At 58.6% G+C, this 17,600-nt stretch carries 8 protein-coding genes; 2 read left to right on the forward strand and 6 right to left on the reverse strand.

Translation table 11 applies throughout. From position 1 onward, the window contains the following. Positions 1–33 precede the first annotated feature (33 nt). A complete protein-coding gene (locus tag ACLGGT_RS02520; protein WP_437194967.1) occupies positions 34–747 on the reverse strand; it encodes a response regulator in 714 nt (237 codons plus the stop codon). Between ACLGGT_RS02520 and ACLGGT_RS02525 the strand changes: the two genes are divergently transcribed. Both ACLGGT_RS02525 and ACLGGT_RS02530 read left to right on the forward strand, forming a co-directional pair. Continuing rightward, positions 694–1,047 carry a sigma-70 family RNA polymerase sigma factor gene (locus tag ACLGGT_RS02525; RefSeq protein WP_437194968.1) on the forward strand — a complete coding sequence of 118 codons (354 nt, stop codon included), beginning with the start codon at positions 694–696 and terminating at the stop codon, positions 1,045–1,047. The two genes, ACLGGT_RS02520 and ACLGGT_RS02525, sit on opposite strands and share 54 nt — an antisense overlap. Then, positions 1,044–1,739 carry an anti-sigma factor gene (locus ACLGGT_RS02530; RefSeq protein WP_437194969.1) on the forward strand — a complete coding sequence of 232 codons (696 nt, stop codon included), beginning with the start codon at positions 1,044–1,046 and terminating at the stop codon, positions 1,737–1,739. Before ACLGGT_RS02525 ends, ACLGGT_RS02530 begins: the two co-directional genes overlap by 4 nt. A 246-nt stretch (positions 1,740–1,985) precedes the next feature. Here the strand turns inward: ACLGGT_RS02530 and ACLGGT_RS02535 are convergent, their stop codons facing one another. From ACLGGT_RS02535 to ACLGGT_RS02555, 5 genes are all read right to left on the reverse strand, one after another. Continuing rightward, positions 1,986–3,431 carry a sensor histidine kinase gene (locus tag ACLGGT_RS02535; RefSeq protein WP_437194970.1) on the reverse strand — a complete coding sequence of 482 codons (1,446 nt, stop codon included), beginning with the start codon at positions 3,429–3,431 and terminating at the stop codon, positions 1,986–1,988. A gap of 55 nt (positions 3,432–3,486) precedes the next feature. Then, the gene (locus ACLGGT_RS02540) at positions 3,487–4,731 is read right to left on the reverse strand and encodes an HlyD family type I secretion periplasmic adaptor subunit (RefSeq protein ID WP_437194971.1); all 1,245 of its coding nucleotides are present in this window, start codon (positions 4,729–4,731) and stop codon (positions 3,487–3,489) included. 78 nt (positions 4,732–4,809) lie between these two features. Then, entirely contained in the window at positions 4,810–5,757 is a 948-nt protein-coding gene (locus ACLGGT_RS02545; RefSeq protein WP_437194972.1) for a hypothetical protein, read from the reverse strand. A 10-nt stretch (positions 5,758–5,767) separates the two neighbouring features. Then, on the reverse strand, positions 5,768–7,537 hold the full coding sequence (locus ACLGGT_RS02550) for a type I secretion system permease/ATPase (RefSeq protein WP_437194973.1): 1,770 nt from the start codon (positions 7,535–7,537) through the stop codon (positions 5,768–5,770). A 73-nt stretch (positions 7,538–7,610) separates the two neighbouring features. After that, the gene (locus ACLGGT_RS02555) at positions 7,611–17,600 is read right to left on the reverse strand and encodes a peroxidase family protein (RefSeq protein WP_437194974.1); all 9,990 of its coding nucleotides are present in this window, start codon (positions 17,598–17,600) and stop codon (positions 7,611–7,613) included.

Raw genomic sequence — 17,600 nt, forward strand, 5'->3', positions numbered from 1 at the left:
GTCACACTTGGCCATTTACCGTGATGTTTGCAGTTAACACCTTGTTGACTGCTTCACTTCATAAAACAGCTTAAGTAAGATTCTCATTTCGTTTTGTGCAGATTCTCTTTCGCCAACCTTGAGCTCTTGCTCGATTGCGCGAAGGCTTTCCCCTATGTCATCGAGACCTGCGAGTTGAGTGCTCCCTGCAAGGTTATGTGCAAGTGCCTCTGCACGGGCGTATTTGCCATTAGTCAAGAGGCGTTCCAACTCTGGGAATCGTTCTATGAAATCATCAAGGGCACGACGCTTAAAATCGGCCATGATCGTTGCAACCTGACCCTCAGTGTTGGCTGGTTCTTGAGCGTCCCTGTTGGCTTCGCATGCCACGCAACCGATTAGGGCTTCAAGCTTTCTAACGTTTAACGGCTTGTCCAACGCGTCGTTCATGCCATGCTCAATCATACGTGAACGGATGCCATCATCCAAAAAGGCTGTTAAACCAATAATTATAGGTTGTTCGATGCTTTCCGTGCCACGGATCACCTTCGTAGCATCGAGCCCATTCATGACGGGCATATTTAAATCCATTAAGACAAGATCTGGCGGTTGCAATGCAGCGCAAGCCTCAACGGCTTCCAGTCCGTTTACTGCGAGTGCCACATCAAGCCCCATGCGCTCCAGCAAGCGGCCTGCGAGCTCACGATTAATAGGGTGATCGTCAACAACAAGAACACGCTGCACCGGCTTGTCGCGGCGCGCAAACATAACACTGCAATTGACCGGCTCAGGGCGCGGCGGCAGCACCGTGATATTGAAGAGTATCACGAGGGGATCGCCGCACCGGGGGGCAATCCCGAACAGGTGGCTCTCGCGCGCTCAGAGGCGGGACGTATTCAACGATGCCTTGAAGAGCTGGAACAAGAGCGGCGGCAGGCCATCACCGGCGCTTATCTGGACGGTCTCAGCTATGCCGAATTAGCCGCGCGTGCGGATATTCCCCTCAACACCATGCGCACCTGGCTCAGACGCGGGCTCGCGGCCCTGCGGGAGTGTATGACCCGATGACCGATCCCATGGATGATGATGACATGCTGGCGGCAGAATATGCGATTGGCCTGCTCGCGGAAGAGGCACAAGAGGCGGCGCGCATGCGCATCGCCACTGACCCCGTCTTTGCCGCACGGGTGCTGGACTGGGAGAGGCAGCTTGCACCATTGGCCGATCTCGATCCGGTTGCGCCGCCCGCAAGGGCGCGGGGCGCGCTTTTGCAGCGGCTCTTCCCCGAGCCTGCGCGCGTATCGCTCTGGCAGCGTCTTGGGTTTTGGCAGGTGCTGAGCGGCGGGGCTATCGCGGCTGCCGTTGCGCTCGCGGTGCTCGATTTGGGGCCGCAGACACAGCCCACCGGTGGCCCACTCTACGCGGCGGAAATCGCCACGGACGCGGGCGATTTCCGGGTCATCGCATTGGTAGACAAGGTACGGGATGAGGTCGTTCTGACACGCACCGCAGGGGCCGCACCTTCGGGACGCATCCTGCAGGTTTGGGCGCATGGTCCGGGAGAGCCGGCACAATCCGTGGGCCTTTGGCCGGATGGCGAGAGCATCGCACTGGCGCTTCCGCCCGAGATTGCGGCGGTACGCGGAACGCTGACTTTGGGCATTTCCGAAGAACCACCGGGCGGCTCGCCAACAGGCAGACCCTCCGGGCGCGTCTTTGGCACCGTCGATATTCCAGGCGTCACTGCTGTGAAGGACTGAAATACGGCACGGTAATGATGGGCTATTTGTTCGAGGTGCGCCGTGGCAGATTGAGGGCACATGCAACACACGTCCTAGATGTTTGTTCCCTCGTTGCGCGGCCATAAGATCCAGTCATCCTCACTGTATACAAGGGTAATGGCTCGAACTTTGAACTAGTGTTGGCCTGCTCGTCTCAATGAGCTGCTCTTTTTTGCTGTGTTGCCATGTCAGAGCTTAACCGCGTCCAAACTCCCGCAAAAGCTTTCATAACAGTTTCGTGGTGGATCCCGCTTCAAGCAGCGGCAGAGTCAGCTCGATACAGGTTCCGGTGCCATCGGCCTGTGCGGCGCTGATGGTCAAGGCCGACGACACGCTTTTCGCCCGTTGCGACATGTATTTGAGACCCAGCTCCATTCGCGACCGCTCTATTCCCACCGGGCCGCGGATACCCGGTCCACTGTCTAGGATACAAATCTCGGCATGGCGCTCCAAGATCGTCAATTTGACTTGAAGCCCATTGCCGCCCGCATGTTTGCGCGCATTGTTCAAGGCCTCATAGACGATGCGATAGGCCACGACGCGTTTTGGTCCGGTGACCTTGGCTGGCGATGGGTCGATATAGGTTTGCACTTGCAAGTCGGTTTCAATGATGAACGACTCCACTGACCTCTGTACCGCCTCTTGCAGTGTCAGACCATCCAGCTCTGGCAGAACCAGCCCAGAAGAGATGTTGCGCAATTCCCTCAGGGCCTGCGTCAACAGCTTTTCGGATTTATCGACGTTGATCTGCACATTCACATTTGCCGCCGCCTGACCACGATAGAGCGCCGCAAGGGACAAAAGCTGGATTGGCCCGTCATGCAACTCGGCACCAACATGGTTAAGGAGGCTCTCTGTCGACTCCGCCGCCTGTCGCCGCAAGGCTTCGGATTCTTCGAACAGGCGGGTATTCTTGCGAAGCATGTCTTCGCTGTAGGTCAGGCTGCTTGCGAGGGCTAGACCTTGGCTGTTGATCCGGCGATGCGCAAAATAAACTAGCATCCCGATTACCAGAATACCCAAGGACCCCACCAACACTCGTGCCCTGTCGATTTCTAGAAAGGTCATTTCTTGCCGCGCCACCATCAGATCCACGCTGCAGTAAATCTCGCCCACAGCGAGAATTCGGCCATCGGTACTGCGGATCGGCATATAGACCTCGTAGACGATCTTGCCAAAATGCTGTTCATCAACGTTTTCCCGCGCGTCTATGTCGGCCAGGGAGATCACGGTCTCACCGCGCAGCGCGCGCTCCACAGCTGGCTCATGCCAGCCTTGCTCGACACTTTCCTTCATAGAATCGACGACCAACTGCCCGTCGATGCCCCACACCTTCACCTTGTTGAAGTAATGCGTGTCAAAGCGGTCAACAATCATCATGCGCAGCAGCCGCAGAAAGCGTGGATCCGTGTCACCGGTCAGAGGCGTCTCCCCGATCAAGGACGCCAGCGTCACCTGTGCTAGCGCCTGTTCGATTTCCAGGGATCCTTCCACGATGGACCGGGCCGCGATTGACCGCTGAACCTGCCCTGAAACATAGGTCAGCGCCACCACCAAAAGCGTGGTCAGAACAAGAAACTGAGTGGTCAACCCCAAGTTAGACCAGATTGGAAACACCGGCCCACGACGCATGTCGCTCGCACTGGGCGGCTGAGGGACTGGTTGTGACATCAGGGGCATCCAAGACAACTTTCCAAAACGTGTTAGCACAGGCCTGTCGGACCAACTACTCTTCCGTCATACTGCGGGCGAAACTCTGGCGCACTGGCTGTATCATGTATTCAAGCGCCGTGCGCTCTTGGGTGGTGACAAACACATCAACCGGCATGCCAGGCAACAAGGTGATATGGGCGGGAAGGTCAGCCATATCGCGCGGTTTTGCCTGCGCTAGAAACACCGGGGCTCCAGTAACTGGATCCGTGGTCGCCGCCGCCGCCACATGCAGAATGGTGCCGATTATCTCTGGCGTGGTCTTCTGGTTAAAAGCTGAAAACATCAGCCGCGCATCTTGGCCGACGCTTACCTCATCCACATCCGTTGGGGCGATCTGGAACTCGATGACATGGTCTGCGCCTTCGGGCACAATCACCGCTAGTAATTCACCTGGCGCAACAACTTGGCCGATGGTATTGACCGGTAACTCGTTCACCACCCCCGACACCGGCGCCCGGATCTTGCCGCGCTCAATCCGCGCTTCCAGAATTAGGATCTGCTGGCGTAACTCCTCCAGCCGCGGCTCAGCCTCGCGCAGCGCCATCTGCGATTCTAGTTCCAGCGTTTCATCCAGACGCCGCGATTGCAGCTTCAGCTCGTTGATCTGGGCTGCATTGCTCAATATACGCGCTTCTGTTTCCCGCAATTCCCCCAGCAGGCGCGCGTTGTCAGCTTCGACCGTCTCTTGCTGAGCGGTAGCGACGCTGCCTTTTTTCACCAAAAGACTCACCCGCTGCACGGCGCCCTCGGAAAAGGTATACTGCTGCACGAATGCAGTTCTGCGTGCTTCCAGCCCATCAGAGTCGTGCTGCAACTGGGCTATCCGCGCGTTGATTGCCGCCTGTTGGCTTTTCTGATCACGCAAGGTGTTGGCAAGCAGCGCTGCCTCATCCATTGCGACGGCCTGCGCTTTAGGGTCCATTACCAGATCCGCAGGCATGTCAAAATCCCCCATTCTGTCACGCTGCGCACGAAGCCGGGCCGCGCGTGCCGCAAGGTCGATCCGCTGATTGCGCCGCACCAGAAGCTCACCTTCAAGCGACATGCTGTCCAATGTAATCAGAACATCGCCTTGCCGCACATGCTGGCCAGGCTGCACCAAAATCTGCGCTACTGTTCCACCATCTACATGCTGCACGGTCTTCAACTCGCGATCGACCTTTACAAGGCCCTTGCCAATCACTGCTGCGTTTAGCTGTGACGTCGCCGCCCAGCCAAAGACGCCGCCGCCCAGCAAAAGTGCCATGCCAGCGGCCATGGCCAAGGTCCGGCCAACGCCGAAGGATTCTGTATGGGTGATAGGGGTGGTCATGATGCTTAACCTTGAATCTAGGGATCAAAAGCTGTGAGTGTCGGACTGAAACAGATCAGCGACAGAGGGTGGAACGTATTCGGTAGGTTTTAACCCTGCCACAAGGCCAGCTAGATCGAGCTCGGTTACGGGTGCGTCACTGCTTCGCAATTGGCTATCAAGCTGCAGGGTGGGGGTAGAAAGCAATTCGGCAAAGGCTTGCGCTTCGGACTCGAAGCGCCCCAAAGCCAGATCCGCCACGCCGGTCTGCAATCGCCGCAACGCGGTTTCCGACAGCACGTCATTCACCGCGAATGTCACAAGACTGTCCACTGTATCGTCTGAGAAGCCTACGGTTCGCGCTCGAAGATCGGCCAGCAGATCGGTTAGGTCGTAAATATTTGGCGCCAAGTCAAAAGGAGGGGTCACCTCAGCAGGTTGCGTAACGGTGGGCTGAGATGGGGCGGTGACCTCATCCGGGGCGGCAATCGCCAGATCAGATTCGGTCTGCCTAGTCTGAAACCCCGGCCCGGTTGGTGCGTCTGCTTGCCGAACAGTGGCAAGGGTGTCACTGCGCGGTGTTATAGGGAAGCTCGTAAGGGCAGCCTCAGCATTTGCACCGGTCTCACCCAAAATCGGGCCGCTTTGCATACCGGCCAATGCTGCCAATTGTGGGCCAGATGCCGTGCCTTCGCCCAGTAAGTCCGCAGCCTCGCGGTCCAGCGTCGCTGGCGGCATGGGTTCCAGAATGCTATGAGCCGCGTCATAGCTTACCGCCGGGTCTTGGGCTGCGTCCGTATCGACACGATCCTTGGGGGGCTGCATTTCTTCTGACTTCGGGGCAAACAGGAGTGCCCAGTAGCTAACCAGCGCCAGAAAAGTGAGGGTTACACCTTTGCGCCGCTTGCGGCTTTCGCCTTCGCCTTGATCTTCGCGTTCCGCATAGGGGTTCGCGACCCCATCCGCTGCACGGCTTTTAACGTTGATCTGCATGCCCCTGCTCCTATTCCGCTGGAGCCACAGCACCCGACTTTGCGTGCATCGCAGTCGAGGCTGCATTCATCGATACGACCTTGTTGGTAGCCTGGGCATTGAGGACTTCCTCCTTGGGGCCAAAGGCTACCAACCTGCCGTTGTTCACGATTGCAACCATGTCTACCGCAGCCAGCACGTTCGGCCGATGTGCCACAACAATCACGATGCCACCCCGATCGCAGATGATACGAATGGTCTCGTTCAGCGCTTTTTCACCTGCCGCATCCAAAGAGGAATTCGGCTCATCCAGCAGTACGACAAAGGGATCGTCATACAGAGCACGAGCCAATCCTATGCGTTGCCGCTGCCCCGCCGACAGTGCCGTGCCACCGGGGCCGACATTTGTGTCATAGCCGTCAGGCATCGAGGCAATCAACCCATGCACCCCGGCCGACGAAGAGGCGATATAGATTGCCTTGCTGTCTCGTGTTTCACTCAGCCGGCTGATGTTTTCCAGAATGGTGCCGTTGAACAGGCTGACTTCTTGCGGCAAGTAGCCGATGATCTGGCCAAGTTGCTTCTGGTTGTAATGCGACAGATTGTTGCCATCCATCCGTACCGACCCTCGCACCAGCGGCCACACCCCGGACAAGGCCCGGATAAGTGTGGATTTTCCACCGCCACTTGGTCCAAGCACTGCCAGCGCCTGGCCGCGCTCCAACGAGAACGACACATCCGACAGCAGGATGCGACCCGTCGCAGGCGAGGCCACGGTGATGCCCTCCACACTAAGCGTTTGTGATGGCAACGGCAATTCCAGCTTTTCCTTGAACACCTGCATTGACACGAGCGACTCTTGCAATTGGCTGTAGGCATGGCGTGCCGCGATCATGCCGCGCCAGTTGCCGATCACCTGATCCACCGGCGCGAGCGCGCGTCCGGCCGAAACCGACACGGCCATGATTGCGCCACTGGACAGATCACCCTTGATTGCAAAATACGCACCAAGTCCCAGCAAACCCGATTGCAACATCATGCGAAGCACCCTAGACAGCGCCGCCATCGACGATGTGCTGTCCGCAGTGCCCGCCTGCAAGTTCAGGTGTTCGGCATTTTGCCGCTCAAACCGACCAACGGCGCGATCAACTGCGCCCATGGCAATCAGCACATCGGCATTACGCGCATTGGATTCGGCCATATTGTTGCGCTCAATAAAGGACTTGTGCACCGCCTGGGTTAGCTCGCGTGATCGAATTTCGGCGATGATGGTCAACACCACCAGAACCGCTGCCCCCGCTAACGTCACCAATCCAAGGGTTGGGTGAAGCACATAGACAAACAGGATGAAAATCGGCATCCACGGCAGGTCAAACAGCGCCGCAGGAGCCGGTCCTGACAGAAACCCACGCAGAGTATCAACAGTGCGCGACCGCTCTGTAGCTTCAGTCGCAGAAAACCCATAGCGTGGCATGTCGATCGAGATGCGGTGAGCCAAAGGTGCTAGGCGCTGGTCGAGGCGCGACCCAAGCCGCGACATGATCCGGGCACGCAATGCATCGAAAATACCGTGAAATGCCAGCAATCCCCCCGCCAACAGCGACAGAAAAACCAATGTGTCCACCGACCCGCTGACCAGCGCGCGGTCATAGACCTGCATCATGTAGATGGAACCAGTCAGAGCCAAGACGTTGATCAGACCGGAAATTGCGAAAATGGAAAGGCCGTGCCGCCGTATATCCTGCTGCAAGAGGCGCTGTGCTTCGAGCACCCGGCGCTTGTCGGTATGTGGGTGTGCCATGGTCTTATGTCCCATCGATAATCGGCAAAAAGGGTTGGCTGTCCCTGGACACGTCCAGAGACAGCCGAAGGCGTTACAGCTTGAAGCTTTCGTCAGTCAGGCTGTGGCTGTTGCGGACCGAAAGGCTGAAGTCCGCCACGCCATCATCATCGGTGTGACCATCGATCCGCGACAAACCGTCATCGCCTTCGGTCACCATCAGCAGGCCAGCCGCAGGTCCGGCACCGGCTGTCGCCAGAGTGAAGCCTTGATTGCCCGCCACGCCACTATGGGCGTCCAAAGCCGTCAAATCGATCACATCGCCTGGTGCAAAGTCGAGGATGACGTCCCCATCCGCAGCGGCAGCGCTGGTAAAGACAAAGCTGTCCTTGCCCCCGCCACCAGCAAGATCATTCTGCGCAAGACTGGCGATGATCGTGTCGTTGCCTTTGGTGCCGATAACATTCTCGACCGAGATGATCCGGTCAATAATGGCCCCGATCTCGATGGACCCAATCGCTGACAGGCTGCCTAGATCAACTGTGGCGTTCTCCATCACGCCACTCAGATCGATAAGATCCTCGCCAGCGCCGCCAAAGTACAGGTCGCTCCCATCATCGCTGCGGGCAACAAAGATGTCGTTTCCTGTGTCACCAAAGACCACGTCATCGCCGTCATCGCCAAAGATCAGATCGTTGCCCGCCCCGCCTGACACCGCGTCATTGCCAGCGTTAGCCTCGATAACATCGTCGCCGGCAAGCCCTGTAAGCTCGTCATCGCCGCTCAGACCGCGAATGTAATCTGCAGAGTCTGAACCCATAAGCTGATCCGCGGTGACCGATCCAAAGACAAAGCGGGTGTCAGTATCCAATGGCGCTTCCGGCTCCGGATCAACCACCACCGGGGTTTCCGGCGCGGGGTCAACCACCACCGGGGTCTCCGGCTCCGGATCAACCACCACCGGGGCCTCCGGCGCAGGGTCAACCACCACAGGGGTCTCCGGCGCAGGGTCAACCACCACCGGGGTCTCCGGCTCCGGATCAACCACTACCGGGGTTTCCGGCGCAGGGTCAACCACCACCGGGGTTTCCGGCGCAGGGTCAACCACCACCGGGGTTTCCGGCTCCGGATCAACCACTACCGGGGTTTCCGGCGCAGGGTCAACCACCACCGGGGTCTCCGGCTCCGGATCAACCACTACCGGGGTTTCCGGCTCCGGATCAACCACCACCGGGGTTTCCGGCGCAGGGTCAACCACAGGCGCGTCGATGACTGGCAGGGCTGGGCCTGCATCGTCGTCCTCGCTGACATCAAAAATCCGCTCATCCAAACCGGTCAGGCCCGTGTTGCGCATCACAATATCTGCAAAGCTCTGACCTTCAACAAAGTTCTCATAGAGGTCAAAGTTTTCCAGACGCGGCAGATAGTAGAACCGATCCCCCTCCTGCAAGCGGTCGAACTGTTCGTGCATGATGACCCAGAAGGTCGCACCCGCAAGACCGCCATTGATCTTGGCTTCCGCCAGACCCCCGACCCAAAGGTCAACCCGGTCGATCCCCGCCACAGTTTTCGTGCCATCGCCATTATCGCTCAAAACGATGTCTTCGTTCACCGCAGCAAAGGCAGCAACGGCCTCGCCAGACAGGACCAGATCCGGATAGGCGGCACGGAACTGCGCAATCACGCTGTCCGACAGGCCATTTCGGGTCTGGAAATCCTCCCAAGAGGTGTAGGGCGTCAGGTCCCCGCCCGCAAAGCCAACGGCTTCGGCGATATAGGGGTTGGTCGAGGCCATCAAATCAGCCCGAACCTGGTTCAGAGTGCCAAGCCCGACATCCCAGCCGCGCGCCACGTTGAAGGCAAATAGGTCAGCACTGATCCGAACCAGATCATTGCGCACCGCATCAACAATGTTGACGTCGATCTCTTCTGCGGCCTGCTGGACGATACCGCCCAGAACCGCCCCGGCACCAAGCTGGGTATACCCCGGCGTCGGCGTGTAGCCGAACTGTGCCAAAGCCTGCACCGCCGCCTCGCCCTCCAGCGCAGTCATTGGACCCGGTCCATCCATGTCTGGCACCTGGAAGGCAGCAGCCGTGTTGGTCGGGTTCAGGAACACGTCGAACAGTGGGATTTCGACCACATCGCCTTGGTCATTCAGCACGCTGATTGTCTGACCGATCATGGTGTGACCGATCCGATAAGCGGCGGCTGCGAACTCATGGCTGATGCCGGCATCGGTCTGCGGATCGTAATCCTTGAACCCATGGTCGCCTTCGCCCATGATCCCGTCTCCACCCAGCAGCTTTTCGGCAAACTCGGTAAAGACAACGCGCTGGTATTCCGCCTCGTTCACGACCTTGGCCGCTTGGAACAGCTCCTCTGCGTTCAGCGCAATGTCTTGCGCGCTGTAGACCTCGGCCAGATTTTCCACATGATAATTGTGGTTGCGGGCAAAGATCGTGTGCATCGACGTCAGGGTGACGTTCTCGTTGACCCGGCCATCCCCTGCCACGATGTGATCGAGCAGATTGATAAAGGGGTTGGAGTCGATGAACAGCGGCATGCCTTCGCCCATGAAGTCGACGGCAAGCTCTTGGATCACTGTACCGCTGAAGCTACCATCGGCTGTCATCAGCGTTGGGTAATAATCAAGAAGCGTCATCCCCGCATCGCCAAGGTTCGGCGCACGGAACACGGTGCCCGCCTCGATATGATGCTCCAGCACCAGACGCAGCGTTGGCAGCAGGTCAAAGTCCGGTGCCGACGGATCTCGCGCCCCCATCAGGACCCGTGCGCCAAAGCCACCCTCGCCATCGCTTTCGCGCAGCAACTGGCCGATCAGGCTGGTCGAGCCGTAAACTTGGTTCTGATCCACGAAGGGCGAGTTGATGTTGCCATGCTGCGGCACACCATTTGCATCCAGACCCACAACACTGGCGCGGGTCAGGTCGGCAGGATTGTCCACGCCGGGGGCACGGGCGCTGCCCGGATCACCGATCTGGATCTGCCCGACACCACCTTTGGGGATAAAGCTAAGGCCGTGGTCGAAGTACTGCCCAAAGGCCATGAAGAAGGTGTTGATCTGCGTAGATTGTGCGGCATCCGCCTCTTGCGCACCAAGGATGTTTGAAATCACCCTTGGATCCAGCCCTTGGAAGATCGGGTTTATGATACCTGCGCCCGTTTCTTCGTCCACACCGGCATAACGGCCTTCAGTGATCCGCAGGAACGGTTGCCCGGCGGCGCCCTGCCCCGGATTACCGATGTTATTCTCGACCCCCGGCAGATCGCGGACCCCAAGCGACGCCTCACCATCATCATTTCCATCCGGCGAGATACCACGCACCAGACCAAGCAAACCTTCAGCATCGCCTATCGTGAACGGGTTACCCTCCGGTGCGACAGTTTCGGAGGCACCAACGATCTTTGGCAAATTGTCGAGCGATCCCGCAAAGGAAATCCGCGACCCTTCCGACGCCAAGGTCACAAGCCCGTTCGTCTCGTCAAAACTTGCGACATAGCTTTGCGGATCAATCCCGACCGGCGCTTCGATCACATCCTGCGCGCGCAGGGTGCCTACCACCATGTCATTGCCGCCTTGGGTGCGGAAAAGGATTCGGTGGGCCGATTCCAACGCGCTTATATCCACCGTTTCATCCCCGGCAGAGCCGTTGATGGTGATCGTGTTGAACGACAGGTTGGTGGTGGTGAAATCACCGAAAATCCGCACCTGATCTAGATCAAGAATGAAACCGCCACCATTGGTGTTGACGACGATTTCCTCAATCTCGCGCAGTTCAGCGATCACGCTGGCGTTGGTCGTGCCGTTACGCGTGATGATGATTTCTGTCCCCGCCGCCACATTGCGCGCGCCGCCCAAGGCCTGCCATGCAGCAGTGGTATAGATACTGAAAATTTCAGCTCCGTTGGTGCCATTGACGATGAATGTGTCGCCGATCACCGTTTCCGTGCCACCATCGATGATATCGCGCCCATCGCCAGCGTTCCAGATGATCACGTCATCGCTGGCTCCGGCGTTGACGCTGTCATTGCCGCCGTTAGTATCGATCAGATCGCCACCAGCGCCGCCAACCAAGTTATTGTTACCATTGGTGCCAGTGATAATCTCACCAACCACATCGCTGGCGGCCGACACCACCGTGCTGACCACGCCATTGGCATCCGTCACCGTGGCCGCCACCCGCAGTTGGGGCTGCGCGCCCAGTGTTCCGGGTGGCGGGGTAAAGCTGGTGCCATTGGCACCAGCGATATCGGCCCAAGTCGCACCGCCATCAAGCGACGCCTGCCACTGCACCGTCAATGCCGTGATACCATCCGCATCGGCGATCGCTGCCAGATCGACCGTCAACGCTTGGGTTTCGGTCGGGCTGAGATCACTCAGAACCGGCACCCCGGTGACCGGCACATCGCTGCGCGCGGCTTCTTCCACGGTCACCACACCATCTGCAAATTGCAGCAGTTCGATGTTGAACAACCGGTCCGATCCTTCCAAATCGCGGTTGCGCCCGGTGGCCGGATCGATCTGGCCCGCTGTCGCCACCAGGTGGGTCACGGTCACGCTGCCATCTTCATTGGCGATAACATCATAATTGGCGCGCAGGTCCCAGAAGACCGCCGTATCCACATCGTTTGCTGCACTGACATCAATTATCTCGCGTATGATCGACAGCTGGTCGGCCACGATATCGCGGCTGAACAGCAGGTTCTCAAGAGTGCGGCCCCCAAAAAGGACCGCCCCGGTCGCCAATTCGGTCACCTGTTCCGTCAACTTGGTTGCCGTGGCCCAAGCCGCACCCATAGCATCGGCAATGCCGATCCGCACGTTCAGATGCTTGTCACCGTCCAGAATGTCATTGCCAGCTCGGCCCTCAATTAGGTCCGATCCAGCTCCGCCAAGAATAATATCTGATGCATCAAAGGTGTTCATCACACCGATCTGCACCTCATCCGTGGTGCCGCCCGGATGACGGATCTCGAACCGTTCCAGATGGGCCACCAATTCACGCAGGCCAGAAATCATATCCAGGTTCTTTTCCAGCAGGACGTTGGAAAAGCTTTCAATCGGTGCCGTAGGGTTGATCTGGGTTGCGTTGCCATTTACGTCGTACGCCCCCAGCACCGCATCGCGGCCGCGCAGCGTATCGTCAAAGTTCCAGCCCGATAGGCCTTCAACAAGATCGTAACGGTCGCGCAGGATGTTGTTCTGCTGGTTGACGAAGATCGACACGTTCATGTCGGCATCTACCGCATAGTTGTTGCCTTGGAACGTCGCCCAATCAAATCCGGCCATGCCGTTGCTGCGGTTGATACCAATCCCTTGGATCATGATGTCATCACCCGATTCCGCATCGAAATCGGTGTCGTTCTCGCCCGAATGCATCACGTCATGGCCGATGATCCGGCTGTTGAAGAACAGTTCCGAATTGTCGCCGGTCAGGGTGTTCATGTTGCCCTGACCTTCCATCCAGTCATCGCCTTCGCCGCCATAGACAACGCCGCCCCCGCCCGAGGCCGAGCGAATAAAGTCATTCCCCTCGCCGCCGAACAGGCTTTTTGCCTCTGAGCCGCCGGACAGCACGTCGCTCCCCGACCCGCCGAACACAAGGTCAAGCCCCATGCCGGCGTTGATAACGTCATTGCCCTCTTCACCCTTGATAACATCGGCGTCGCCGATATCGGTACCAGAGTCGGTTATGATGTCATTACCACGACCACCGTGGATGTGATCAACTCCAAGACCGCCTTCGATGTAATCGTCGCCATCTTCGCCCCAGATACCGTCATCCCCAGCCCCACCGATAATGGTGTCGGCTTCATTGGTGCCGCCAAGCACCACATGCTCGCCGCCGGTAAAGCGAATGTAGTCGATGTCGCCGTCACCGTCGGTGTCACTACGGATCACCATATCGTTATTGCCCTGCAGGGCCGCCAGCACATCGTCCTCTCGGGTCGGGTCAGCCGTGCCCAAGCCACGGTTGAACTGCCGCGATTGATCCATCTCGATCACAAAATCCGCCGTCTGAAACGCTGCACCATTGATGTGGATGCCTGTTTCTTCGGTGTCGGTGTTCCGACGGATCAGGTCGGCAAAGCTGTCGCTTTCCAATTGCGTCAGCAGGTTCATGCCCTGCGTACGGCTCAGATAATAGAACCGATCCCCAGCCTGCAAGTTTTCGATCTGCAACTCGAAGACAAAGTTGAAGGTCGATCCCAGCATGCCACCAAACGGCATCAGCGCCTCGGCTAGCCCTCCGATCCAGAAGTCCACCGTATTCAGGCCGGTTTCAACCCCGGCCCAAGCACCGGTGCCGTTCACATAATCTAACCGGTCCGCAGGCGCATCCAGCCCGCCAAACACCAGTGCCGAAGCGGCATCACGCTTCTCTTCAACCGTCACTGCGTTCACGATCGTCTCATGCGTACCATAGGCCGCGATGAAGTTCATAACCGACAGCGGGTTTTTCAAATTTCCCGCGAAATCGGTCCAGCTTTCATAAGGTTTAAGAAAGGTGTCGCCGGTCTGTTCAAAAATCTGACGACGCGCTTCGTTCAGCGAAGGCACACCGGTTTCCCGCGCGCGGGCGATGTTCAGCGCAGCAAGGTCCAGCGGCAGCCCCACAAGGTTGTTGCGCAAGGCCGAGGTGGTGAATTCGTCGATCTCGTTTCCGGCCTGACGGGTCATGCCGCGCAGGATCGCACCGGCTGCTTCTTCCGCAGTGGCCCCCTGCTCTGCAAACAGAACCGGGTTCAGGAAGGCCTCGATCAACCCCACTTCTTCGGGGGACGCGGCATCGCCCGAAAGTTTCAAGATTTCAACCTGTTCGTTCAGCATGGAATGGCCAAACCGATAAACTACTTGGGCGAATTCCTCAAAGATCGCACCATCGATCTGGACAGAGTTCGAAAACACAAATGGGTCGATTTGCGGCGAAATTGCCCGTACGAATTCTTCGAACACCAGATGCTGATACACCATCTCGGTGGCAAAACGCGATGCTTGGAAAAGGCGCGCACCATTCCACGCCAAGCTTTCAAGATCAGCTGGAACCGCACTGACTGGGGTCATAAGCCATTCATTTAGCATCGCGACATTGCCATCGGCAATCAATGCGGCCTTGATGTTGTCAATCTGACGATTGTGCTCACCATGGAATACGGTATGGATCGCGGTTAGCGCGATATTCTCGTTCCCGCGCCCGTCGCCAACAATATAATGCGCGTCCAACAGCTCGTTGTCATAGGTGGGGTTTTGACCAAACATGTTTGGCACGATCGCATTGCCAACCTCGGTATCCACGTCAGCTTCTTTTTGCGCGGTTTGTCCTGTGAAACGGTCCACGACATAGGTGCCGGGCACGGCATTGCGTGAAACATCGTCCAGAAAACCACGCCCGGCCGATACGGCAAGAAGCGCATCGACAGGCGCATCCAGATTGGCCTCAAGCGCGCCGGTTGGCGTCATCAGCTGCGGCAAGCCTGACGCGCCAGGGATGAAGTTTCCATAAAGATCGGTCACCAGGGCCGGCACGTCCAGCGCATTCAAATCCGACAGCTCAATCCCCAGAATATCACGCGCCTGCGCTTTGACGTCAGCCCATGTCGGCGGTCCACCATTCGGACCCTCCAGCATCCGGCCTGTGTTCACCGGCACCCCGTCCCGCAAGACAAATTCGCGCAGGAAGACCTGATGAGAGGCGTTCGATGTGTAGATCTGGTTCAGGTCCACCCAAGGCGTGGTCTGGTTTGTATGCTCGCGCTCATCATCGGCAGTACCCAGAATGCCATCGGCGCCAGGGGCGTTGGTGGCGCGGGTCAGCACCATGAAATTGGTTGGGCTACCCGGAACATAAAGTGGATCATCAGGCTGCAGTGGAATATACACCGTGCCCGATCCGCCTTTGGTGGTCAGGTCAAGCCCGTGGTCAAAGAACTGACCAAAGATAGTCATAAACCCATTGAACGAAGCAGTGTCGCCCAGATCCGCCGCGATGTTGCGGATATAGACGTTCTCGCCATCCATCACGATACCATTGCTGGCGACCAGATCGACAACCGCTGCAGCAGCGGTGGCCGCCGTTGCTTCGGCAGCGGCAGTGGCATCGGCAATGCCTGGCACGGCGGCCAGATCGGCCTGCGCTTGCGCAGTGGCAGCGCTCGCATCGGCCAAAGCAAGATCGGCGGCAGCGGCGTCGGTCGCAGCGCTGGCTTGGGTGCTCCGTGCCACGCTCAGCGCGGCGTTTGCAGCAGCAAGTGCCTGCTGAGCTTCTGCATTGGCACCCGATTCCGCCTCTGCCAGCGCAAGCGCAGTCTGCGCTGCAGTCAGCTCCTCGGTTTCGCTAACCAAGGTGCCTGAAGCAGCGGTGTTAGCCGCATCCGCAATGGCCACGGCAGCTTCGGCCTGAGCAACAATAACCTCTTGGGCCGTCACCGCATCGGTCGCAAGGCTCAGGGCAAAGGCTGTGTTGTCCACAACATCCTGTGCTGAAGCCACATTTTCTTCAGCGGCAACAACGGCCTCTAAGGCCGCTGTCAGAACCGCTGCCTCGGCAACGGCATCTGCCAAGGAAGCCTGCGCGCTGACCAGATCGGCCTGCGCAGCAGCAAGTTGCATCAACGCCGCGCTATTATCGATCGCGTTCAGGTCACGCAGCTCTTCCAGATCGGTCAGGGTGTCACGGGCCATCAACAGATCGGCTTGTGCCTGTTCCAGATTGGCCGCAGCTGTGCTAGCCGCAACATCTGCCTGCTGGTCTGCAACAAGCGCACTGTTGTATTCATTCTGCGCCTGAGCCAACGTTGCACGGACTTGCGCGCCGAACAGTGCGTTCAGGAAGCCATTGCCGGCAACAAAGTTCGCGGCGTCCTGAGCTTCAGCCAGTTCACCAGTTTCACGGTCCAGATCAATCTGGGTCTGCGTAGCAGTGGCGTCTGCGGCTTCCTTTTCCGCCTGACGCTGCTGCACCAGAGCTTCGGCGTCCACCACCGCACTACGCTGAGCTGAAACCGCTACTTCCGCACTGGCCAGAATGGCGGCGGCGGCCTCAACCGTTGCACGGGCTGTGCCTTCTGCTTCGGTCGCCACAGTGACAGCATCGGTCGCGGCCTGCACAGCGTCTGCGTCAACCCCATCTTGTGCGGCCAGCAGATCGGCTTGCGCGGCGGTTAGCGCCTGTTCAGCCAACGTCAGGGCTGCGGCGGCATCGGCTGCTGCGGTTTGCGCACGATCAAGGTTGGCCTGACCCGTGACAAGCTCTTCCTGCGCCGCGATCAGCGTAGTCTGTGCCGCGGCAAATGCAGTCTCGGCCTGAGTCGCCGCAAGGGTTGCTGCATCAAATTCGGCCTGCGCAGCAGCAACAGCCGCCTGCTGTGCCACTACCTCCGTCGAAGGCGGCGCGGCCATTTCCAGCGCTGCCGCGGCGGTTGCCACAGCCTGTTCGGCTGCGGCCAGATCGGCCTGTGCTGCGGCAAGGACAGCCGCTGCGGCCGCTGCATTCGCGGCGGCGGCAGTCTCTGTCGCGACAGCGGAATCGACCACTCCCTGCGCGGCTGCGAAGGCGATATCCCGCGCGGCGACAGCCCCATCAACCGCATCGGCAGCCACGCGCGCCTGTACCTGCGCCGCCATGATTTGCTGAACAACCGCCAGCTGCTGCGCGCCGGTGACGCCGTTCACCGCAAGCGCCGCAGCAATAGCCGCAGGGTTGTTCAGCGTCTGGTCAGCCACAAGGTTTGAAATGATGCGCGGCTGGCTGTCATACACATTGCCTGTGGTCTGGGTGTAGGAGGTCGGCGCGGCAGGCGCTTGCTGGCCCGGACGGGTGGGGGCAAATTCCGCAGCCGCCAGCTGAATGTCCAGCAACCGCTTCATCGGCTCATCTGCCGCCCCGAACCGTTCCATCCCCGGTTGAAAGTTGTTGAAAGCTCCATCCACGGTGCGAAGGCCATATGGCAAAAGCGGGCTAGATACCAATTGATCCAGCGGCGTTCCGGCCGAATGCGCTTCGGCGATTTTGATTTGCTCCAGAATGTGGGCAAGATCGTTCGTATTCAGAGTAACCAT

Origin of the sequence: Roseovarius sp. MS2, from assembly GCF_051447875.1 — a bacterium.
Taxonomy (GTDB): domain Bacteria; phylum Pseudomonadota; class Alphaproteobacteria; order Rhodobacterales; family Rhodobacteraceae; genus Roseovarius; species Roseovarius mucosus_A.